Annotated in this window: 20 protein-coding genes and 1 tRNA gene; 8 read left to right on the top strand and 13 right to left on the bottom strand. The window is 66.6% G+C overall.

Annotation, left to right across the window (positions count from 1 at the left end):
• Window positions 1-51: 51 nt before the first annotated feature.
• The 5 genes from CK500_RS06840 (at window position 52) to CK500_RS17185 (ending at window position 4,391) form a co-directional block, all read left to right on the top strand.
• On the top strand, window positions 52-735 hold the full coding sequence (locus CK500_RS06840; RefSeq protein ID WP_095636499.1) for a hypothetical protein: 684 nt from the start codon (window positions 52-54) through the stop codon (window positions 733-735).
• Window positions 735-1,415: a metal-dependent hydrolase gene (locus tag CK500_RS06835; RefSeq protein WP_095636498.1), complete on the top strand. Its 681-nt coding sequence runs from the start codon at window positions 735-737 to the stop codon at window positions 1,413-1,415. The genes CK500_RS06840 and CK500_RS06835 overlap by 1 nt, the downstream gene beginning before the upstream one ends.
• A gap of 250 nt (window positions 1,416-1,665) precedes the next feature.
• Window positions 1,666-3,447: an L-lactate permease gene (locus CK500_RS06830; RefSeq protein WP_095636497.1), complete on the top strand. Its 1,782-nt coding sequence runs from the start codon at window positions 1,666-1,668 to the stop codon at window positions 3,445-3,447.
• A gap of 80 nt (window positions 3,448-3,527) precedes the next feature.
• Window positions 3,528-4,031: a tyrosine-type recombinase/integrase gene (locus CK500_RS06825; RefSeq protein WP_321166836.1), complete on the top strand. Its 504-nt coding sequence runs from the start codon at window positions 3,528-3,530 to the stop codon at window positions 4,029-4,031.
• A 213-nt stretch (window positions 4,032-4,244) separates the two neighbouring features.
• A complete protein-coding gene (locus CK500_RS17185) occupies window positions 4,245-4,391 on the top strand; it encodes a hypothetical protein (RefSeq protein ID WP_158224032.1) in 147 nt (48 codons plus the stop codon).
• Window positions 4,392-4,746: 355 nt separating this feature from the next.
• On the opposite strand, the gene CK500_RS06820 is transcribed toward CK500_RS17185, so the two are convergent.
• The 10 genes from CK500_RS06820 to CK500_RS06775 form a co-directional block, all read right to left on the bottom strand.
• The gene (locus CK500_RS06820; RefSeq protein WP_144049532.1) at window positions 4,747-5,484 is read right to left on the bottom strand and encodes a hypothetical protein; all 738 of its coding nucleotides are present in this window, start codon (window positions 5,482-5,484) and stop codon (window positions 4,747-4,749) included.
• Between the two features lie 197 nt (window positions 5,485-5,681).
• Window positions 5,682-5,822: a hypothetical protein gene (locus CK500_RS17180; protein WP_158224031.1), complete on the bottom strand. Its 141-nt coding sequence runs from the start codon at window positions 5,820-5,822 to the stop codon at window positions 5,682-5,684.
• Window positions 5,823-6,554: 732 nt separating this feature from the next.
• Window positions 6,555-6,626: transfer RNA gene (locus tag CK500_RS06810), tRNA-Ala, on the bottom strand.
• 82 nt (window positions 6,627-6,708) lie between these two features.
• The gene (locus tag CK500_RS06805; RefSeq protein WP_095636495.1) at window positions 6,709-7,248 is read right to left on the bottom strand and encodes a type II toxin-antitoxin system RatA family toxin; all 540 of its coding nucleotides are present in this window, start codon (window positions 7,246-7,248) and stop codon (window positions 6,709-6,711) included.
• 268 nt (window positions 7,249-7,516) lie between these two features.
• Entirely contained in the window at window positions 7,517-8,677 is a 1,161-nt protein-coding gene (locus CK500_RS06800) for a GAF domain-containing sensor histidine kinase (RefSeq protein WP_095636494.1), read from the bottom strand.
• A 99-nt stretch (window positions 8,678-8,776) separates the two neighbouring features.
• The gene (locus CK500_RS06795; protein ID WP_095636493.1) at window positions 8,777-9,952 is read right to left on the bottom strand and encodes an acyl-CoA dehydrogenase family protein; all 1,176 of its coding nucleotides are present in this window, start codon (window positions 9,950-9,952) and stop codon (window positions 8,777-8,779) included.
• 182 nt (window positions 9,953-10,134) lie between these two features.
• Complete coding sequence (locus CK500_RS06790; protein ID WP_233138908.1) at window positions 10,135-10,311, bottom strand: hypothetical protein; 177 nt, start codon at window positions 10,309-10,311, stop codon at window positions 10,135-10,137.
• Between the two features lie 121 nt (window positions 10,312-10,432).
• Window positions 10,433-11,668 carry a digeranylgeranylglycerophospholipid reductase gene (locus CK500_RS06785; protein ID WP_095636491.1) on the bottom strand — a complete coding sequence of 412 codons (1,236 nt, stop codon included), beginning with the start codon at window positions 11,666-11,668 and terminating at the stop codon, window positions 10,433-10,435.
• A gap of 192 nt (window positions 11,669-11,860) precedes the next feature.
• Window positions 11,861-12,724 carry a 2-oxoacid:ferredoxin oxidoreductase subunit beta gene (locus CK500_RS06780; RefSeq protein ID WP_095636490.1) on the bottom strand — a complete coding sequence of 288 codons (864 nt, stop codon included), beginning with the start codon at window positions 12,722-12,724 and terminating at the stop codon, window positions 11,861-11,863.
• Between the two features lie 3 nt (window positions 12,725-12,727).
• The gene (locus CK500_RS06775) at window positions 12,728-14,485 is read right to left on the bottom strand and encodes a 2-oxoacid:acceptor oxidoreductase subunit alpha (RefSeq protein WP_095636489.1); all 1,758 of its coding nucleotides are present in this window, start codon (window positions 14,483-14,485) and stop codon (window positions 12,728-12,730) included.
• Between the two features lie 356 nt (window positions 14,486-14,841).
• Here CK500_RS06775 and CK500_RS06770 point away from each other — a divergent pair, with 356 nt between their 5' ends.
• Window positions 14,842-15,486, top strand: a complete 645-nt coding sequence (locus CK500_RS06770) for a ferredoxin--NADP reductase (RefSeq protein WP_095636727.1) — start codon at window positions 14,842-14,844, stop codon at window positions 15,484-15,486.
• A gap of 309 nt (window positions 15,487-15,795) precedes the next feature.
• Here the strand turns inward: CK500_RS06770 and CK500_RS06765 are convergent, their stop codons facing one another.
• Entirely contained in the window at window positions 15,796-16,263 is a 468-nt protein-coding gene (locus CK500_RS06765; RefSeq protein WP_095636488.1) for a PaaI family thioesterase, read from the bottom strand.
• A complete protein-coding gene (locus CK500_RS06760) occupies window positions 16,260-17,381 on the bottom strand; it encodes a pyridoxal phosphate-dependent aminotransferase (protein ID WP_095636487.1) in 1,122 nt (373 codons plus the stop codon). Before CK500_RS06760 ends, CK500_RS06765 begins: the two co-directional genes overlap by 4 nt.
• A 121-nt stretch (window positions 17,382-17,502) precedes the next feature.
• On the opposite strand from CK500_RS06760, the gene CK500_RS06755 reads away from it, so the two are divergent.
• Window positions 17,503-18,006: a metal-dependent hydrolase gene (locus CK500_RS06755; RefSeq protein ID WP_095636486.1), complete on the top strand. Its 504-nt coding sequence runs from the start codon at window positions 17,503-17,505 to the stop codon at window positions 18,004-18,006.
• A 79-nt stretch (window positions 18,007-18,085) separates the two neighbouring features.
• Here CK500_RS06755 and CK500_RS06750 read toward each other — a convergent pair whose 3' ends face one another.
• Complete coding sequence (locus CK500_RS06750; RefSeq protein WP_095636485.1) at window positions 18,086-18,904, bottom strand: PHP domain-containing protein; 819 nt, start codon at window positions 18,902-18,904, stop codon at window positions 18,086-18,088.
• Between the two features lie 158 nt (window positions 18,905-19,062).
• Between CK500_RS06750 and CK500_RS06745 the strand changes: the two genes are divergently transcribed.
• Window positions 19,063-19,359, top strand: a complete 297-nt coding sequence (locus CK500_RS06745; protein WP_095636484.1) for a DUF7565 family protein — start codon at window positions 19,063-19,065, stop codon at window positions 19,357-19,359.
• The last annotated feature ends 7 nt before the right edge of the window (window positions 19,360-19,366 follow it).

The raw sequence follows: 19,366 nt of genomic DNA, 5'->3' as shown, positions 1-19,366 counted from the left end.
AAGCGGTTCCGTCCCCGGAGCGCTTATTCTCGTGCGACCGTCAGAGGCGGTATGGCTCCGACGCTCGTCGCCGCCGCGGTCGGCGCGCTGCTGGCGGCGGCCCTGCTCGGCGCCGCGTTCGACCGGCGCGCGGTCGCGATCGTCGTCGTCGCCGCGGTCGCCCCCGACCTCGACGCGGTCGCGAGCCTCGTCGTTCCCGGCGCGACGAACGCCCTCTTCCACGCGCTCTGGATCCCGGCGTTCGCGGCGGGCGCGCTCTACTGGGACACCGCCGCGGGCGGCGAGTCCCGGATCCGCGCCCGGTTCGGGTGGCGCGGCGTGCGGGTCGCGTGGGTCGCGCTCGCGGCGTTCCTCGTCGCCGGGATCGGAACGGACCTGTTCGGCTCCGATGGCGCGAACCTGCTGTACCCGGTCCACGACGCCTATTACCGGATCGACGGCCGGCTCGTGTTCTCGACGCGGGAGGGGGTCGTCCAGACGTTCGTCGCGCTCGCCGCGGACGGGCCCGGGCTCCTCCCGCTTTCGAGCCCGGGGACGACCGGATCGCACGCGATCCCGACGTTCGTGAACCCCGACGGGCGGCCGGGTCTCGGTCTCGGGGCCGACCGCGAGCTGTCGCTCGTCCGGAGCGGGTGGCAGCTTGTCGTGGTCGCGGCCGCGCTCGCGACGCTCGCGGTCCGGTTCCGGCGGCGGTCCCGGTCGCTGGACGACGACGGTGCGGAGGTGGCCGAGTAGTGCCCTCGACCGTCGTCCACGCCGGGTTCGCGCTGTTGCTCGCGGCCGCGCTGCTCGGGGAGTACTACGACCGCCGGGCGCTCGCGGCCCTGCTCGTCGTGCTGGTGCTCCCGGAGGTCGACAGCTTCCTCGGGCCGGTCATGCCCGGCGCCCACCGGACGGTCGGCCACAACCTCGTGGTCCCCGCGGTCGGCGCGCTGCTTCTGTACTACGACACCCGCGTCCGGGACCGATCGCTGGTCCGCGATCGCCTCTCCGGCCGGTGGATCGCGGTCGCGTGGGTGGCGATCTTCGTCCACGTCTTCGCGCACGTCGCGCTCGACTGGACCCACCTGGACGGGGTGAACCTCCTCTGGCCGCTCCGGGACCAGTTCCTCGCGCTCGAGGGAGAGGTCCTGTTCTCGACGGCCGACGGCTTCGTGCAGACGTTCGTCGACGTGCGGGTCGACCCGGAGACGGGCGCGCGGAGCGTCGACGCCGGAACCACGGGCTCGACCGAGACCGTGCACGTCAACAACCCCGTCGAGCCGCGAGATCCGGATCTCGTCACCGACGAGCCGGTGGACCGGCGGTTCCCGATCGCCAACAGCGGCTGGCGGCTCTACCTGATCGGGCTGGGGCTCTTCGCCCTCGTCGCGCGGCGGGTTCAGGGGTCGGGGCCGAACGCGGCCGAGGAGTAATTCCCCGGATGCACTCGCTTTAATTCCCCGCGGTCTACGGAATCCGACAGGGCGGGAACCGTGACGATCGTTTATACGCGCCGCAGTTCCCGACACAGACGATGCCCGTCGACATCACGTCACCGTCGCTGTGTGGCCCCTCCGAACGGCACCGCTCGCAGCCGATTCGGACCTCCGTCGCGCCCCGTGACCGGTCGATCCGCGGACCCGTCGGACGGCCGCGGCATCGCGGCCGCGGAGGTGGTCGCCGGTGACGCTCCCGGCGAGCGCGCCGCTGGCGCTGGTTCCGCTGTTGGTCGTCGCCGTGCTGCTCGTCGGCCTGTTGTGGTCCGCCTCACGCGCCATGCCGGTCGCGTGGCTGGCCGCCGCCGCGGTCGCGTTCCTCGCATGGGACATGCCCGTCGAGTGGATCCTCGCCGCGTCTGCGAACGGCGCCATGGCCGCGATCGAGATCCTCTGGATCGTCTTCGGCGCGTTGGTCCTCCTGTACACGCTGATGAACTCCGGGGCGGTCGATCGGATCAACGCCGGTTTCGCGTCGATCAGCGACGACCGACGCGTCCAGGTCGTTCTGCTGGGGTTCTTCCTCGCGACGTTCATCGAGGGCGTCGCCGGGTTCGGCACGCCCGCGGCGGTGGTCGCGCCGCTGCTGCTCGCGCTCGGGTTCCCCGCGTTCGCGGCCGTCGTCGCGGCGCTCGTCGGCCACGCCGTCGCGACCGTGTTCGGCGCGGTCGGCACGCCGATCATCGTCGGGTTCGAGCAGCCGCTCGACGCGGTCTCGGAAGCGATCGTGGGCGGCGGCTTCGACTCCGTCGGCGCGTACTCCGCGAGCGCCGGCGGGTGGGCGGCCGTCTTCAACGGGCTCTTGGGCACGCTCATGCCGCTTTTCGCGGTGGGGATGGTCGTTTACTTCTTCGGCGCGACCGACCCGGAGAATAGGTCGTTGGCGCCGGTCTGGGAGGTCGCGCCGCTCTGTCTGTTCGCCGGCGTCACGTTCGCGGTCCCGTACGTCGCCGCGGCGTGGCTGGTCGGCCCGGAGCTCCCGTCGCTCATCGCGGCGATGGTCGGCGGCGCCGTCGTCGTCGTGACGCTGAACGCGGGGTATCTCCTCCCGGCGGAGGAGTGGACGTTCCCGCCGCGCGAGGAGTGGCCCTCCCACTGGGTCGGCAGTATCGAACCAGGCAGCGACGCCGCGGAGGCGGACATCGGCGCCGAGACGGTCGCGGGGGGCGACGAGACCCCGACGGTCGGCGGCGGGGCCCGCGCGGACACCGGCGAGCCGTCCATCTCCCTGCTCCGCGCGTGGTCGCCGTATCTGGCGCTCGTCGTGCTGTTGATCGGGACGCGGGTGATCGACCCGATCGCGTCGTTCCTCCAGAGCGGTCCCGGAATGACGATCGCGGTCGAGGAGCTGTTCGGGACCACGATCGGCGGCGCGATCGGCTGGGCGTACGTCCCCGGGACGTGGCTGCTCGTCAGCGCGCTGCTCGCGGTGCCGCTCTTCCGAATGGAGGCCGGCGACGTGACCGACGCGTGGCGGGAGGCCGCCGGGAAGATCGTCTCGCCGGCGATCGCCTTAGTGTTCGTCATCGCGATGGTCGAGGTGATGCTCCAGACCGCCGCCCACCCCGGTGCGGCCGCCGACGGGAGCATGATCGTTGTGCTCGCGGACGCGACCGCCTCGACGCTCGGCGCGACGTACCCCTTCTTCGCGCCCGTCGTCGGGACTCTCGGGGCGTTCATCGCCGGATCGATCACCGTGAGCAACGTGACCTTCGCGGCGTTCCAGTTCGAGATCGCACAGGAGCTCGGCCTCTCGACCCAGCTGCTCGTCGGCGCACAGACGATCGGCGCGTCGATCGGGAACACGATCGCGATCCACAACGTGATCGCCGCGCTCGCGACGGTCGGCCTCGTCGGAAAGGCCGGCCGGGTCATCCGGCTGAACCTGATCCCCGTGGCGTACTACCTCGCCGTCGGCGGCGCGCTAACGGTGGCGTTCGTGTACGCGGTGTTCCCGACGGTATTCTGAGAGCGGGCGAGGGAGGATTTGTCGCTTCGTTCAGAAGTCCCGTCGTTCGCGATGCCGATCCACGAGAGCCCGCGAAACTGGTGGAAATCGTAGAGCAGCTGGGTCTCGCGCAGCTGGTCGACCTCATCGAGGATGACCACGCCGGGCCCGTTGAAGTTGCTGTGGACGTGGTCGAGACGGACGCCGTCTGGGTGGTCCGCGTCTGGGAGGGGAAGGGCGACAAGTTCCGCGAGACGCCGATCCAGAACGACCTCGCGACACGCATCCAGACGATCGGCGACGTCCGCGAAGAGTCAGCTGACGAGCCGGTGCTGTCGATCTCGTCGACCCGGTCGCTCCGGCGCTGGCTCCAGAGTGCCCGCGAGGAGCTCGCCGACCAGGAAGACGATCGGGGCTGGCTCTACCTCAGCACGCACGACCTCCGCCGGACGTGGGCGACCTCCCTCGCGAACGCGGAGGTGGACCCGCCGCTCGTCCTCGACTGGGGCGGCTGGGAAGACCTGGAGACGTTCCTCGATCACTACAACGGGACGTACTCGTCAGCAGCGCAGCGCCGGGGGCGTGAGAAGGTCGATTGGCTCTAACTGCCGGGCATAATACCCGCCTCGCGCAGAAGGAACGTGAATACGAAGACTGCGATTAGAATTACGATGGCACCCAATATTCCAAGAGGACCGAGAGCCTGTATCATATTCTGCCGATAGAAAGGGTATAAAATAACATTTGTGTTCGTTGGGATTTCGTGTTTCCGGTAAGGAGCGAGCAGGTTTTTTAATAGCGAAATTCGAACACAGGGTATGACAAATGTCATACAGTATGGTGTTCTAGCCGCGGGAATCGTGTTTATACTGTTGTTAGTCCTGATTGTGGAGGGATTGGAGATGAATATGACCGAGATAGCCTGTGACGTATTTGGAAACTCAGGAATGTCGATGTGCGACTAGAACTTCGATTTCACGATTCTGTACAAATACGAAGACAAAACGGCCTACTATTCAGAGGGGTCGGATTGTGGGTAGCAGCCAGATTCTTGGCCGACAAGATAATGTATCTCCTTTGACTGTCAGAAGATAATGAGCTCGGAGGGATCGCCCGATTTTATCAAATTGAGCCGGGAGGGGGCGAAGGCGATCTCAATTGGAGTGGCTGTAGCGACTCTGTTTTGTGTAGTACTTGGTGCAATCGGCTGGCTACTACAATTGAATATAGCAACAATATATCCAGTTCTCGTTCCCGCGTGGTTGACGATAACGGGGGCGATATCCGCGTTTTATTGGAAGTTTTATTTTCAGCCGAGACTCAGCCAAGGCGACGCCGATTAAGTAGATTTCCAAGCGTATCAAGAGTTGAGCGCTCTCTGTAAGGGTACTGAAGGATCGCAGTAAATGGTGCCAAAACGATCTCCCAAGCTTTGAACATCGCATCCGGTGTCCTCCGGATACTATAGACCACCAGTGCTGTAAAGAAAATCGGAAATATCAGTGGAAGTAGCGTCAAGTACGCTATAACGAACATCGGGCCTTGCCTACCTGATTTTACAAGAGCAACTTCCACTGCTGGGATAAGTACCACAGGCAATACAGCGAGCCCCGTTGGGATATCGCCGGTCAACAGAATGGCTAAGGAAGCTCCGGAACCACAGGCCACTCCCTTGTACAGATCGTTCATGACCATGAACATGGCTCCGCGATAGATCTTATCCAACTTCTTCGATGAACCGAATTTGTCTATAATCTCATCTAAGTCTTCCTGATCGTCTGTCTGGTCACTATCCGACTGCTCTATTGTTTCGACCATAACCCGCCAGATGACCACGCTGATGAGTACAAAGTAGAAAAATTCGGGAGTGACTACTAAATCTATCAGTAGAGAGCCGATATCTACGCGGATAAACGACTCAGCAAGATTGATACCGAGGTACAGAAACCACACTCCGAACAGGGCGTCGATGAACGTTTTGACTGTCCCCACTGCCAAGTCTCGTGAAAGCCCGAGGCTATGACGGATGGGGTGTTGTTCAATTTCGGAGTGGGACATCGACAGGTGACAATTGGAACACTAACTGTCTAAGTTCTTTGGTCAGATACGCGTGGATGGTTCCTAGTTCGTCTGCCGACCAGTGGTGGTAGTAGAGAGGTCGGATACCTACAGATACAAGCCAAATCGTTTAATACGATACCGGCGGTACTCTCAGTTGCCTACGGGTGGAGACGCCGGCTAAGTGGCGTACTCCACTACTTCAACATCTCGACGAGCTTCGCGGCTATCCTGATCGCCTCCAAGGTTAGCTTTAGCTCGCGAAGCCGGTCGAGACGGGTTGGTTCCTCTTCGTCGCTGTCGGAATCGGAATCCGACTGGTCGTGGTCGTCACTCATCGAACGGGCTTCCGCAGGAAAGCCGACCAGACCCTGCCTACGGGTGGAGAGACCGGCTTTCCTACATACTCCGCTAGGGCGCTATCACCTAAAAAGGCACCCGATCGGACCGGCACGAAAATCCCCAGATCAACCAGATCAGACGTATCTTTGGGTTTAATGTCTCTATTCGCCGAACGAGTTCAGTCCGCCTGCGGAACACTCCGCCCCGCATTCAGATCGAGAGCTCGCTTCGCGGCGAGCCGCTCGACGAGCTCGGACTGGGCCAGTTCTGGGAGATCGCCCCCCCCTCGGGAATGCGGACGACGTAGGTCCGCCGCCCCATCCGCTCAACGTTGAGTGCTGTTCGTCTGGGAGGTCGCCGTCCTCCAGAACGTCGTCCTTCTCGAGATCGTCGCGTGGGATAGTTACGACACCCGGAGAGGTTAATCTAGAAACACGATTCTGTTGTTTCCGATGTAGAGAAGGCCGCTACTCCGGTTTAGAAGACGCCGTTACGACAGAGAAATTCGAGTGGACTCGCGGGGGTCCCGCGAGCGAACGGAGTGAGCGAGTGGGACCACGCGAGGAAACGACTGAACGAGCGAAGCGAGTGAAGAAGTGGACTCGCGGGGATTTGAACCAGAACCAGACGTGCTCGCTCACTTCGTTCGCTGCGCGCGACTGGTAGGGTTCAAACCCCGCTCGTTGCAGAATTGCGCCGCTCGCGTTATTGCTCGCGGCGCAAAATTATGGACTCGCGGGGATTTGAACCCCGGGCCTTCCCCGTGCCAGGGGGATGATCTACCACTGATCTACGAGCCCTCGTACGCATTCATTCGTTCCCCGCTGGATATATTAAGGCCTTCGACTCGGGGACACCGCCGACACCGACTCCCACACGCGCTCAGATCCGCGCGGAATCGACGTACACGTCGAGGTCGACGTCGCGGGTCGACCCCTCCAAGTCGCGCACGGCGCGCTCGACGACGCGCTCGGCCTCGCCTCTGATCAGGGGGATCGCCTTCTTTAACACCCAGTCGAACGAGACGAGCGTCGGGAGATCGAGCGCGTCGGAGCTGGCCGAGCCGGGGTCGAACTCGACTTCGAGCGCGACCTCGCACGGGTCGTCGGGCCGCTCGTCGGACTCTCCCTCCGTCTCCGGCGGCGTCACTCGCCAACACCCGCCGGCGTCGATGTCCTTCGTGATCTCCCAGTCGATGCGCTCGGGCGGCTCGACGCCGGTGACGCGCGAGTGGGCCGTGTAGGTGATCTTCCACCACGCGAACCGCAACGCGTAGCGGGTTCCCGGTCCCCCGTCTCCGTCGAGCGTCCGTACCTCTCGGAGGTACTCCGAGTAGTTCGCGTACCGCGGGAAGTCGAGCAGGAACGCGTACACGTCCTCGGGATCGGCGTACACCTCCGTGCTCACGACGAGTTCGTCCACACGGGGAGGTTCGGCCGGCGCCTAATAAGCGGTCCGCCGACCGGACGGGGGAGTTCGTGGTTCCAACGGCTCCGAGCGATCGACGGAGTACACCGCCAAAGCCCCACCCGGTGACGGCCGGCAGCGGAGCAGCCGGCGACAGCGAGGCGCTCCGCGCCTCTGGCAGTCGGTCAAAATTCGACGACGCCACCGCCTCGTTCCTTATAAGCGATCGTCGCCGTCGCTCACGGCCGTTTAAATACCGTCCCGACGCAGCCGATATGCCCGGCTACTCGCCGCCGTCCGTCCCCGGCTCGACGAACTCCATCCCGCGGATCTCGAAGCGAGCGCCCCCCGCGCCGCCCTCGGTCACGGACACTGTCCAGCCGTGGGCCTCGACGACCTGCCGGATGATCGTCAGCCCGAGCCCGGTGCCTGACTCGCCGGTGGTGAACCCGTCGACGAACACCTGCTCGCGCTCGGCCTCGGGGATCCCCGTGCCGTCGTCTTCGACGTAGACGCCGTCGCCGCCATCGAGGTCGCCGACGCGGATCGTCACGTCCTCGCCGCCGTGCTCGAGCGCGTTTCGGAACAGGTTCTCGAACACCTGCTGGAGGCGGCTCCAGTCGCCCATCACGACGCGGTCGGTGTCGATCTCGAGCGTTCCGTCCTCCGCGTTCACGAACGACCAGCACTCGCGGGCGAGCTCGTCGATCCGGATCTCCTCGCGGCCACCGATCGTTTGTCCCTCGCGGGTGAGAAACAGCAGGTCGTCGATCAGCGCCTCCATCCGGTCGATCGCGTCGCGACACCGCTCGAAGTGCTCGGGGTCGCCGGTCCGTTCCGCCAGATCGAGGTACCCGTCGACGATGCCGAGCGGGTTCCGGATGTCGTGGGAGACGACGCGGGTGAACTCCTCTAACTGGTCGCGCTGTTGCTGTATCCGTTCGGTGGCCCGCTTCTGGAAGATCTCGTAGCTCACCCACTGGGCCATCAGCTCCACGAACGTCTCCTCGTCCTCGGAGAAGGGCCGATCGCGCGCCTCGGTGTCCGCGAAACAGAAGGTTCCGTACACCTCGCGGTCGACGACGACCTTCGCGCCGATGTACGTCTCCAGGCCGAACTCCTCGTAGGCGGCGTCTCCCTCCCACCCCTCGACGCGCGCGTGCTGGACGGTCAACGCCCCCTCCACGTCGACTGTCTTCCTGCAGTACGCCTTCGACAGCGGGCAGCTCCGTCCCGGCTGAAGCAGTTCGTGATCGCCGCTCGCGGCCACGATCATCTGGGTGTCGTCGTCGATCTCGGTGAGGAAGCCGGTCTCCACGCCGAGGTACACACAGCCCAGATCGAGGAGGTCCGGGAGCTTGTCCTCGAACGATCGCTCCTGTGCCGCGGTGATCCGGTACATCCGGCGCAGGGCGTCGCCCTCGGACAGTTCCACGTCATCCATCGTGTATCACGGCTCTTGCTACCGACGGACGGGCCACGTCGCATTAAACCGGCGGGTCTCGACGGCATCTAACCGCCGTCGGCCGTCGGCTCAGCCCCGTCACTCGTAGGCCGCGATCCCCGTCAGGTCCTCACCGAGCACGAGCGTGTGGATGTCGTGGGTCCCCTCGTAGGTGTACACCGTCTCCATGTTCGCCATGTGGCGCATCGGCGAGTAGTCGGTGGTGATCCCGTTGCCACCGAGCATCTCGCGGGCGATCCGCGACTGGTCGCGCGCCGTGCGGACGTTGTTCCGCTTCGCCATCGAGACGTGTTGCGGGGTGAGGTCGCCGCGCTCCTTCAGCTCCGCGAGCCGGTACGCGAGGAGCTGGGCGGTGGTGATCTGGGTGGCCATCTCCGCGAGCTTCTCCTGTTGGAGCTGGAACCGGGCGATCGGGCCGCCGAACTGGTCGCGGTCGAGCGCGTACTCGCGCGCCTGCTCGAAGCAGTCCCGCGCCGCACCCACCGCGCCCCACGCGATCCCGAAGCGGGCCTGCGTGAGACACGAGAGCGGTCCCTTCATCCCGGACACGCCCGGCAGGACGTTCGACTCGGGGACGCGCACGCCCTGCAGGCTGATCTCGCCGGTGATCGACGCGCGCAGCGAGAGCTTATCGTCGATCTCGTTCGTGGTGATACCGTCGCGGTCCGTCTCGACGAGGAACCCGCGGACGGGAGCGTCGTCGGCGTCGTCACCGTCCGACTCGTCGCGCGCCCAGACCACCGCTACGTCGGCGATCGGCGCGTTCGTGATCCAGGTCTTCGACCCGTGGAGGACGTACTCGTCGCCGTCCCGCTCGGCCCGCGTCTCCATCCCGGCGGGGTTCGACCCGTGGTCGGGCTCCGTCAGCCCGAAACAGCCGATCGCCTCGCCCTCGCCGAGCGCCGGGAGCCACCGCTCCTTCTGGTCGTCGCTGCCGTAGGCGTGGATCGGGTACATCACCAAGGCGCCCTGCACGCTCGCCATCGACCGGAGCCCCGAGTCGCACGCCTCCAGCTCCTGCATCAGGATTCCGTACGCCGTCTCGGAGACGTTCGGGAGCCCGTACCCGTCGAGGTTCGGCGCGTAAAACCCCATCTCGCCCATCTCCTCGATCAGCCCCGTCGGGAACGTCCCCGCCTGGAAGTGATCGCCGATGTCGGGCCGCACCCGCTCGTCGACGAACTCCCGGGCCGTGTCGCGGATAAGTCGCTCCTCCTCGCTCAGGTCCGCCTCCAATCCCACGTAATCGAGCATGACAGATACTCCGAAACCGGCGGACTAAACAGTTCTGGAGGGCGGGGAAAGCGCTCGGGAGCGCGGCCCGAAGGCGATGCGAACGCCGCTTTCCTCCCACGGCCGGCGTCGTCGAATTCCCCTCACAGGACCCAGCAACCGCCGGATCCGCCGATAGACGAGAACTGCGTCCGCGAGAGTTGTCACGCCGATTCAGCAGCGCTCGCTTTCCCGATTCCGACGTAGACGACCGGAGTCAACACGGCTGACAGCACCGCTCCGACGGCGATCGGAAGGAGGCCCGTCGGATCCGGAGCGAACAGGAACCCGACGACGAACCCGATCGGGACCGAGACGAGCGCTCGACCGAGTCGAGACACGTTCACCGATCCCGTTCGAGACCGGAAAAGGGTATCCCCGAGAGATCCCCGCCTTCCCGTTGCGATTCCCGCCCGTATCGACCGCCGAGACGGGTGTCTGCCGTCGTCGCTGGGGGTGGCCCTACGATCCCAACCGCTCGCGCGCGAACTTCGCCAACAGCGGGATGTCGGAGAGGTGGAGCAGCTTCGCCATCGCGGCCTTGTCCCCCTGATTCGCCTTCTCCAGCGTGTTCTCCTCTGCCTGCCGGAGGTCGCGCATGAACCGGTCGTACCGCTCGTTCGGCGCGAGGTACAACAGCCGCGTGAGCATCAGCCGGGCCTTCATCCGCGGGGCCACGTCGCGGTGCCAGAGCCGCTCGTAGACCGCGAGGCTTTCGGCGTCGAGGCGCCGCTCAGAGTCGGTGAGACATCGGTCGACGGTGGCCGCGGCGGCGCGGGCCGACTTCATCCCCTTGTGGATCCCCTCGCCCCACAGCGGGTCGATGGAGGGGACCGTGTCGCCGATCGCGAGGAACCGGTCGGTGTGCATCTCGTCGGGCATCTGGATGTGGGCGGAGCCGCGGTGGACCTTCCCGTCGAGCTTCTCGGCGTCGGCGAACCGCGGGTCGCGGTCGACCCACGCGTCGAGGTAGCCGTCGACGGTCTGGCCCTCCTGTGCGAACTCGCGGTGACGGTCGTTCTGGATGTAGCAGATCCCGACCTTCGCGGTGTCCTCGCCGGTGGCGAAGATCCACGAGTAGCCGCCGGGCGCGATGTCGTGGTCGAGCCGGAGCATCATCGCGCGACGCAGGTCGGCGTACTCCGGGTGGTTCATCTCGACGCCCTCCATCTCGTACTCGATGCCGATCGCCTGGTTCTCGCGTTCGAGGTCGACCACGTCGAGCGCGCTCGCGATCGGCGCCGCGGGCCCCGTGGCGTCGACGACCACCTCGGCGTACACCTCCTCGTCGCCGTTGTACCGGACGCCCTCGATGACGCCGTCGTCGTTCAGGATCGGCCGGGAGACGCGCGAGTCGAACCGGTACTCGGCGCCGTTCTCTCGGCCGTCCGCCACGAGGAACCGCTTGAACTCGGCGAACTCCAGCACCGCGCCGGGCTGGTAGCTCTTGTAGTGGCTGTTGGGCGACTCCAACACCACGTCGTCGGTGTACGACATCACCACGTCGTCGGGGATCCCGAAGGAGGACATCATCGACGGGAACGTCCCGGCGGTCGACTTGTTGCTCTGGCGGGGGAACTCGGCTTCCGGCTCCGTTTCGAGAACGACGACGTCGTAGCCTCGCGTCGCCAGGTCGCGAGCGCACTGGGCGCCCGCCGGTCCGGCACCCGCGATCACGACGTCGTAGCGATCAACCATATACCCGTGAAAACGGACCCACGTAATTAGGTTTGCTGAAACCGGTCGCAAACAGCTGTGAGCCGGCTTGACCGCCGGATTTTGGCGATTCGGTGAGGACGGAATTGCGCCGCCGATCGCGCTTCCGGCCGTCGAGAGCAGCGGCCGCAGTCGGAGCGCGGGAGCGGAATCGTCCGCGTGCCCGCCGACGGCTCAGTAGAACTCGCGGACGAGGTCCGTCGCGCCCTCGGGCGCGCCGTCCGGGATGACGGACATGTCCTCGTCGACGCCGTGCTTCTCGTGGTACGGCACCGACTCCTCGTCTTGGTAGATGATCCCCTGGTGTTCCGTCTCGTCGTCGAAGATGACGTCTTTGGCGGCCGCCTTGTCGCTGGGGTCGTGGTCCGTCTCCTTCAGGTCGACCAGCGAGTCGCGGAAGTAGTCGTACGTGTCCACGTCGTTGAACGTCACGCACGGCGAGTAGACGTTCACGAAGCCGAACCCGTCGTGTTCGACCGCCTTCTGGATGATCTCCTGATGGCGGAGCGCGTCCGAGGAGAACGACTGCGCGATGAAGGTCGCGCCCGAGGCGAGCGCGAGCGCGTGCGGGTTGACCGGGGGCTGTTTGGGGCCCTCGGGGCTCGTCGAGGTCTCGAAGTCCTCGCGCGAGGTCGGCGAGGCCTGCCCCTTCGTCAGCCCGTAGATGCGGTTGTCCATCACGACGTACGTCATGTCGACGTTCCGCCGGACGGCGTGGACGAAGTGGCCCGCGCCGATGGAGTAACCGTCGCCGTCGCCGCCGGCGACCATCACTTCGATGTCGGGCCGGGCCATCTTGACGCCGGTCCCGACCGGGAGCGCGCGTCCGTGAACGCCGTGGAGCGCGTAGCTGTGCATGTACGTGCCGATCTTCCCGGAACAGCCGATGCCGGCGACGACGAAGGTGTTATCGGGGTCGTTGCCCGTCTCCGCGAGGGCCTTCATCATCCCGTTCATGGTCCCGAAGTCGCCGCATCCCGGGCACCACGTCGGCTGCTTGTCGGACTTGAAGTCGGTGAATCGAATGTCTGAGCTCATTGGTTACGCCTCCACCCCCTCCGCGAGGGTCGCCTTGATGTCGTCTGCGAGTTCGTCCGCCTTGAACCGCACGCCGTTGTACTTGTTAATCCGGTCGACCCGTTCGAGCACGTCGTGTTCGACCAGGTCCGCGAACTGCCCCTGCTCGTTGCACTCCACGACGATGACGTTGTCCGCCGCCTCGACGTCTTCGGACAGATCCGGCCGCGGGAAGATGTACGGGACCGAGAGCACCCGCACGTCGAGGCCGTCGTCCGCGAGGAACTCGACCGCCTCGGCGAGCGCGCCCTCGTTCGACCCCCACGTGACGACGAGCGTGTCGGCGTCCTCGTCGCCGAACTCGCGCGGGCTCCAGTCCTCGCGCTCGCGGGCCGTCTCGACCTTCCGGTTGCGCTTGTCGACCTGCTCGACGCGCATCTCCGTGTCCTCGGTCCGGCGCCCCTGCTCGTCATGTTCGAGGCCCGTGGACATGTGCGCGCCGTCGGCGGTGCCGGGGAACGCCCGCGGCGAGATCCCGTCGTCGGTGATCTCGTGGGGCTGGAAGCCGCCCGACTCGCTCAGGTGGTCGTCGATCGTCGTCTCGTCGACGACGTTTCCGCGGTCGACCTCCACCTCGTCCATGTCGAAGGTGTCCGGCGAGAACGTCTGCTCGGTGACCGCCATCGAGAGGTCGGCGGTGAGGTAGACCGGGAGCTGGTACTTCTCGGCGAGGTTGAACGCCTCGACCGTCTTCCAGAAGCACTCGTCGATCGTCGTCGGCGCGAGCACGAACCGGGGGACCTCGCCGTGGCCGCCGTACAGCATCTGGTTTAAGTCGCCCTGCTCCTGTTTCGTCGGCATCCCGGTCGAGGGACCGGAGCGCATCACGTTACAGATGACCAGCGGGGTCTCCGAGGTCGCGATGAGTCCGAACGTCTCGGTCATCAGGTCGATCCCGGGCCCGGACGTGGCGGTCATCGACCGCGCCCCCCCGCGGGCGGCGCCGAGCGCCATGTTGATCGCGGACAGCTCGTCTTCCGCCTGCACGACGTGGCCGCCGTAGCGCTCGATCCGGCCGGTGAGGTACGTCATCACGTCGGTCGCGGGCGTGATCGGGTAGCCGGCGTAGAAGCGGCAGCCGGCCGCGATTGCGCCCATCCCGATGGCCTCGTCGCCGTTGAGGAGGACGTAGTCCTCGTCGGTGGTCTCCAAGTCGTAGTCGAACTCGTGGTCGTACTCCTCGGCGACGTACGACCGCCCCGCGCGGGCGGCCTCCTTGTTGTTGTCGACGAGCTTCTGGCCCTTGTCCGAGAAGCGCTTCTCCAGCGCGGAGTCGAGGTTCTCGATGGGGAACTCGGCGACCTCGCAGGCCGCCCCCAGCGCGACGACGTTCCGCATGATCGCCCCGCCGGCCTCCTCGGCGAGCCGCTTGAGCGGGACGTCGATCCCGATCATCTCGTCGGGGATCTCCACGTCCTGCATCGTGGTCCGCTCGCCGTCGTAGATGATCACCGACCCCTCGTGGAGCTCCTCGAGGTTCTCCTCGATGGTCCGGGGGGTCAACGCGATGAGCACGTCCAGCCGATCCACGACGCTCTGTACCTTGTCGACGGAGGTTCGCACCTTATAGGCGGTGTAGCCGCCTCGGATCCGCGAGGCGAAGTCCTTCGACGTGAACACGTGTCGACCCGCCCGAGAGAGCGCTTGCGCAAAGATCTTCCCGGTCGAGTCGATGCCGTCGCCGGCCTCTCCGCCGACGGCCCAGTTGAAGTCCGCAGCCATGCTATGAGGGGGCTTTCGCCGGACTCATCAAAAGACTTCTGGAAGGAGCTATCGACCCATTTCTAAACATACGTGATATTCTTCGCGAATATTGTCATTAATAGCGGCCGTATATCTCTATATATCTCGTATGGTGGACGAACGTTTTGCAGATCTCTCACGATCGACCCGCATCGTCGTTGGTTGTTTCGACGGTCGTCGAACCGCCGGTGGCCACGCCCCGGAGGCGGTCCGTGCCCGAACGCGAGGAACGCGGCGCCGTTCGGTCCGACGGTCCGCTCGGCCCCGAGGGTTTCGACACGGGCAGCACCGACGCCGACGGGAACACGTTTGTGTCTCCCGGTCGGAACGGTGCCATGGACACGACAGCGACGGTCAGTTCGGTCGAGACGGTCGGCCGCGATACGTACGCCCTCCGGTTCGAGGCGCCCGACGGGTTCGCCGCCGAGCCCGGGCAGTTCGTGAAGCTCGGCACCGAGATCGACGGCGAGTCGGTCGCGCGCTTCTACACCCTCTCGTCGCCGACGGTCGGCGACACGTTCGAGGTGACGGTCGGCATCGACCCCGAGGAGGGCGGCGAGTTCTCTGCGTTCCTCGCCGACGCCGAGGCGGGCACGGAGATGACCCTCTCCGGGCCGTTCGGCGACCAGCACTACGACGGCGAGCCGCGCGCGGTCGTGATCGCGGGCGGCCCCGGCGTCGGCCCGGCGGTCGCCATCGCGGAGCGCGCGCTCGACGACGGCGCCGAGGCCGCGGTCGTCTACCGCGACGACGACGTGTCGCACGCGGACCGGCTCGATCGGCTAAAGGAGCGCGGGGCCGCTATCCACCTCCTCGACGCGGACGAGGGGCTGGACGGGGCGGTCGCCGAGGCGCTGACGGGCTCCGAGGGCGAGACCGTCTTCGTGTACGGGTTCGCCGATCTGGTGGCGGACGCGGAGGCCGCCGTCGAGGCCGCCGGCGGTGACGCCGACGCCGCGAAGGTCGAGAACTTCGGCTAGACGCTATTTAAGACGGTTTAAACGGATTCTTGGACATAAAGCTCGGTGGATAGAGGACGAACATCTCCAAAGCCCCAGCCACGACGGCTCGGAGGCCTTGCTGCGCGCCTCGCTCGTTCGCTTCGCTCACTCGCTGCGGTGCTTACTGCGGCCGCCTTCGCCCTCGCGGCTGCCCCTTTGGGTCCCGCCCGGACCGCAACCGCAGCCTCACGCCTCCCCAGCCTCGCGGCTCCCTACGGTCGCCGCGTCCCTCGCACGCGCTCCTCGTGGCCTGTCGGCCACTCGGAGGCGCGCGCCGACCGCAGTTCGTCAGTCCCCCTGATCGAGGTCCCACGGCGCGTCGTCCGGGAGGTCGCTCGTCTTGTACACGCCCCTGCCGACGGCGACGTTCCGGTCGTCGGCGTCGTCGCCCGCCGGCTGAACGACTTCCACGTCGACGACGGCGGTCTCGCCGCCCTCGCGGACGACCTCGGCGGTCGCGACGAGGTCGTCGGTCGCGGGCGCGAGGTAGTCGATCCGGAAGTCGATCGTCGGCGTCGGGAACCCGACCAGCGCGGTCGCGGCCGCGCCGGCGACGCTGTCGGCCAACGAGAAGGCGACGCCGCCCTGCGCGATCGCCCGCCGGCGGTTCGAGGAGTGCTTTTCACTAAATCGCAGTCGACCCGCGGCGCGCCCGTCGGCGGCCTCGGTCACCTCGATGTCGAGTAAGTCGCGGTACGGGCTCCGGTTGAAGTAGTCGAGGATGTCGTCCCCGCCGCGTCCGTCGTCATCGCTCATCGCGACTCGGGGGCGCCGTCCGCGAAGTAGTCGGCGAGGCGCTCCGCGGCCTCGACGGTCCGCGGCGTCACGAGGGCGAACCGGATCCACTCGTCGCGGGCGGTGCCGAACGCCTCGCCCGGCATCCCGGCGACGCCGGCCTCGTCGATCAGACGCTTGACGTTCGCCATCGTGCCGGGGAACCCGTCGAAGCGCGCGAGCACGTAGAACGCGCCCTCGGGACGGGTGTACTCCGCGCCCGCCGCGTCGAGCGCGTCGGTGAAGGCGTCGACCCGCTCGGCGAGCAGCTCGCGCGCCTCGGCGTAGTAGTCGGGGGGCGTCTCCGCGAGCGCGTGGTGGACGGCGTACTGCGAGGGGCGCGCCCCGGCGACGTTCACGAGCATGTGCCGCGTCTTGGCGTCGCCGACGTGCGCCTCGGGGAAGACGCCGTACCCGACCCGGAACCCGGTGATCGCCATCGACTTCGAGAAGCCGCTGGTGACGATCACCCGGTCCGAGTCGAGCGTCAGCGCAGACTCGAACCCGCCGGTCAGATCGAAGTGATCGTACACCTCGTCGACCATCACGAGGGCGTCGACCGCCTCGGCAATCGCGACGACCTCGCGGATCGCGTCGAGATCGTATATTGCCCCCGTTGGGTTGTTCGGCGTGTTCAGCACGATGAGAGCGGTGTCCTCGCTCGCGGCCTCGCGGATCGCGTCGACGTCGAGGCCGCCGTCGCGCTCGGTCGGGACGAGGGTCGACTCGCCGCCGAGCAGGTCCGTCTTGCCGGGGTAGTACGGGTAGACGGGATCGGTGAGGAGCGCCTCGTCGCCCGCGCCGCGCTCGAACGCGCGCGCCATCGCGAGGTAGTTCGCCTCGCCCGTCCCGTTCGTGACGACGACGCGGTCGGGGTCGACGTTCCGACGTTCGGCGATCGCCTCGCGGAGCTCCAGTAACCCCTCGCTCGGCGGGTACTGGAAGTCGTCCGGGGGGAGGTCGGCGTAGTCGCGGAGCGCCTCCCGCAGCGCGGCCGGCGGCTCCCAGTCGGGGTTGCCGCTCACCATGTCGATGACGTCGCCGTCGGCCCCGACCGCGTACTGCATCACGTGGAAGAACTTCGGCTCCTCGTACTCCATATCGGTGGCTCGGCGTCGGGTTCCCTGTCTCTTTCGGCTGGCCGTCCGCGTGCGGTCCGCAGAACCGTCTCCGACCGCACCGATCCGGTGGTTTCACCTACGCCCCCGGCCACCCGGAGGTATGAACAAACGGGGTCACGTTCTCAACGCCTTGCTGCTCGCGCTCGGGCTCGGCTTCGTCATCGAGCCGAACCTCGGCATGGCCACCGCGCGGACCGTCGCCGAGATCACCGTCCCGATCGTGTTGGGAGCACTGTTCCCCGACGTCGACACCGCCTTCGGCCGCCACCGGAAGACGCTCCACAGCCTCCCGGTGCTCGGAATCTTCCTCGCGTACCCGATCGTGTTCGGGAACCTCCAGTACGTCTGGATCGGGGTGTTGACTCACTACGTTCTCGACGTGGTCGGGAGCCGCCGCGGGATCGCGCTGTTCCACCCGCTGTCGGACACCGAGTACGGGATGCCGACCGGCGTGACGACGAGCAGCAAGTACGCGGACCTGGTCACCGTGATCGTCACCGCGGTGGAGCTCGCGGTCTTCTGGGCGATCCACACCTACGTCGTGACCCTGGACCTGGACGTCTCCGCGATCGCCTCGGAGGCGGCCGCCGGGATCGGAATCTGAAGGGGGCTGGTCGGCCTTCGGGATCTGAGGGGGACCGAGCCGTCGTCTGGGGAGACCCAGTCGACCGCCTGCGGAGGACCTAGTTCGGCCGGTAGTCGGAGAGCGTCCCGGAGTAGACGCTCACGTCGTTGAACCGCCCCTCGTAGGCGACGTTGCTCGGGAGGGTCGGCTCGTCGCCCGAGAGGAACTGCCGGTCGAGTTTCTCCCACGTGTTCTCGTACGCGAGGTGGACGAACTCCACGAGCCCGCGGAGCTGGTGGCCGGCGCCGCCGCGGTGGACCACGGTGCGTGGCCGCGCCTCGCGGAAGGCCTCGACGACCTCGTCGACGCCGTCGAGGTCGCCGTCGAACTCCGTCCACGCCTCGCCGACGGTGCCGGGGAGGTGGGCGTACGACGAGCCGAACCCCGGCTGGTCGGTGGCCTCGGCGATCCGCCGCGTCCGGGCGTTCTGGTGGGGGAGGAGCTTCGTGTTGTAGATCTCGATCGCGTCGATCCGCGCGCCGTGGGCGTCGATCTCCGGCCGGGTGAGCGAGATAGTCGCGAAGCTCGGGTGGGGCGCGAGCACGGCCGCATCCTGCCGGTCGGCCTCGGCCATCGCCGCCTCGAACGTGATGTAGTCGGGGACCGGCTCGTCCAGGCCGAGAACGAGGATGTGCCGCCGGTTCCCCCAGTCGCCCGTGAACACCTCTCGCGCGGGGATCACGGTCAGGTCGTCGTCGGAGTACCGGGCCGCGCGCTGTCGGATCGTCGGCAGGCGGGTGAAGTGCGGGGCGTACACGAGCGCGTCGATCCCCCGTTCCTTCGCGAGGGCCACGACGTCGTCGTCGAGCACCTTCACGTGGGCGTCGACGCGCGTTCTCGATCCAGTCACGGGTGGGCGTTCTTCGTCGCCGAGCAAAGGCGTATCGTTCGACGGCGAGACGGTCCGGTACCGTCACCTACACGCGGGTGCGGGGACCCGGAGGCGGTTGCGACGGAAATCGGGGGAGAACGACGGGACCCGAGCGGCGGTCGCCGGGGGAAACCGTTAATCCCCCGCGGCGGGGACTGGATGACATGCCCCGTTGGACGTGCGGAATCGACGGCTGCGACGCCGCCTTCGACGACGTGGAGTCGGCCATCGTCCATCAGACGAACGGCCACCAGCGCCACGAGTGCAAGGTGTGCGGCACGATCGTTCCGGACGGCTACTTCGCGATCCGGCACGCGTTCGACGAGCACACCCGCGCCGAGTTCGTGCGCGCGTACGACGCCGACTCCGCGGCGGTCCGCCGCCGCGAGGAGATCAAACGGGAGATCGAACGCGAGGCGGACCTCCAGACGGTCGTCGATCAGCTGGACCGGAGTCCCTGAGTCACTG

Source organism: Halorubrum salipaludis (genome assembly GCF_002286985.1).
In the GTDB taxonomy this organism is placed as follows: Archaea; Halobacteriota; Halobacteria; order Halobacteriales; family Haloferacaceae; genus Halorubrum; species Halorubrum salipaludis.
Note: the sequence above shows the minus strand (reverse complement) of the source record. Positions and strands in the feature narration are given on the sequence as shown.

Excerpts from the sequence above, each read along its gene's own strand:
- CK500_RS06840 (WP_095636499.1), top strand. The coding sequence starts at position 52 with ATGGCTCCGACGCTCGTCGCCGCCGCGGTCGGCGCGCTGCTGGCGGCG.
- CK500_RS17185 (WP_158224032.1), top strand. The coding sequence starts at position 4,245 with ATGACAAATGTCATACAGTATGGTGTTCTAGCCGCGGGAATCGTGTTT.
- CK500_RS06820 (WP_144049532.1), bottom strand. The coding sequence starts at position 5,484 with ATGTCCCACTCCGAAATTGAACAACACCCCATCCGTCATAGCCTCGGG.
- CK500_RS17180 (WP_158224031.1), bottom strand. The coding sequence starts at position 5,822 with ATGAGTGACGACCACGACCAGTCGGATTCCGATTCCGACAGCGACGAA.
- CK500_RS06800 (WP_095636494.1), bottom strand. The coding sequence starts at position 8,677 with ATGGATGACGTGGAACTGTCCGAGGGCGACGCCCTGCGCCGGATGTAC.
- CK500_RS06795 (WP_095636493.1), bottom strand. The coding sequence starts at position 9,952 with ATGCTCGATTACGTGGGATTGGAGGCGGACCTGAGCGAGGAGGAGCGA.
- CK500_RS06785 (WP_095636491.1), bottom strand. The coding sequence starts at position 11,668 with ATGGTTGATCGCTACGACGTCGTGATCGCGGGTGCCGGACCGGCGGGC.
- CK500_RS06780 (WP_095636490.1), bottom strand. The coding sequence starts at position 12,724 with ATGAGCTCAGACATTCGATTCACCGACTTCAAGTCCGACAAGCAGCCG.
- CK500_RS06775 (WP_095636489.1), bottom strand. The coding sequence starts at position 14,485 with ATGGCTGCGGACTTCAACTGGGCCGTCGGCGGAGAGGCCGGCGACGGC.
- CK500_RS06770 (WP_095636727.1), top strand. The coding sequence starts at position 14,842 with ATGGACACGACAGCGACGGTCAGTTCGGTCGAGACGGTCGGCCGCGAT.
- CK500_RS06765 (WP_095636488.1), bottom strand. The coding sequence starts at position 16,263 with ATGAGCGATGACGACGGACGCGGCGGGGACGACATCCTCGACTACTTC.
- CK500_RS06760 (WP_095636487.1), bottom strand. The coding sequence starts at position 17,381 with ATGGAGTACGAGGAGCCGAAGTTCTTCCACGTGATGCAGTACGCGGTC.
- CK500_RS06755 (WP_095636486.1), top strand. The coding sequence starts at position 17,503 with ATGAACAAACGGGGTCACGTTCTCAACGCCTTGCTGCTCGCGCTCGGG.
- CK500_RS06745 (WP_095636484.1), top strand. The coding sequence starts at position 19,063 with ATGCCCCGTTGGACGTGCGGAATCGACGGCTGCGACGCCGCCTTCGAC.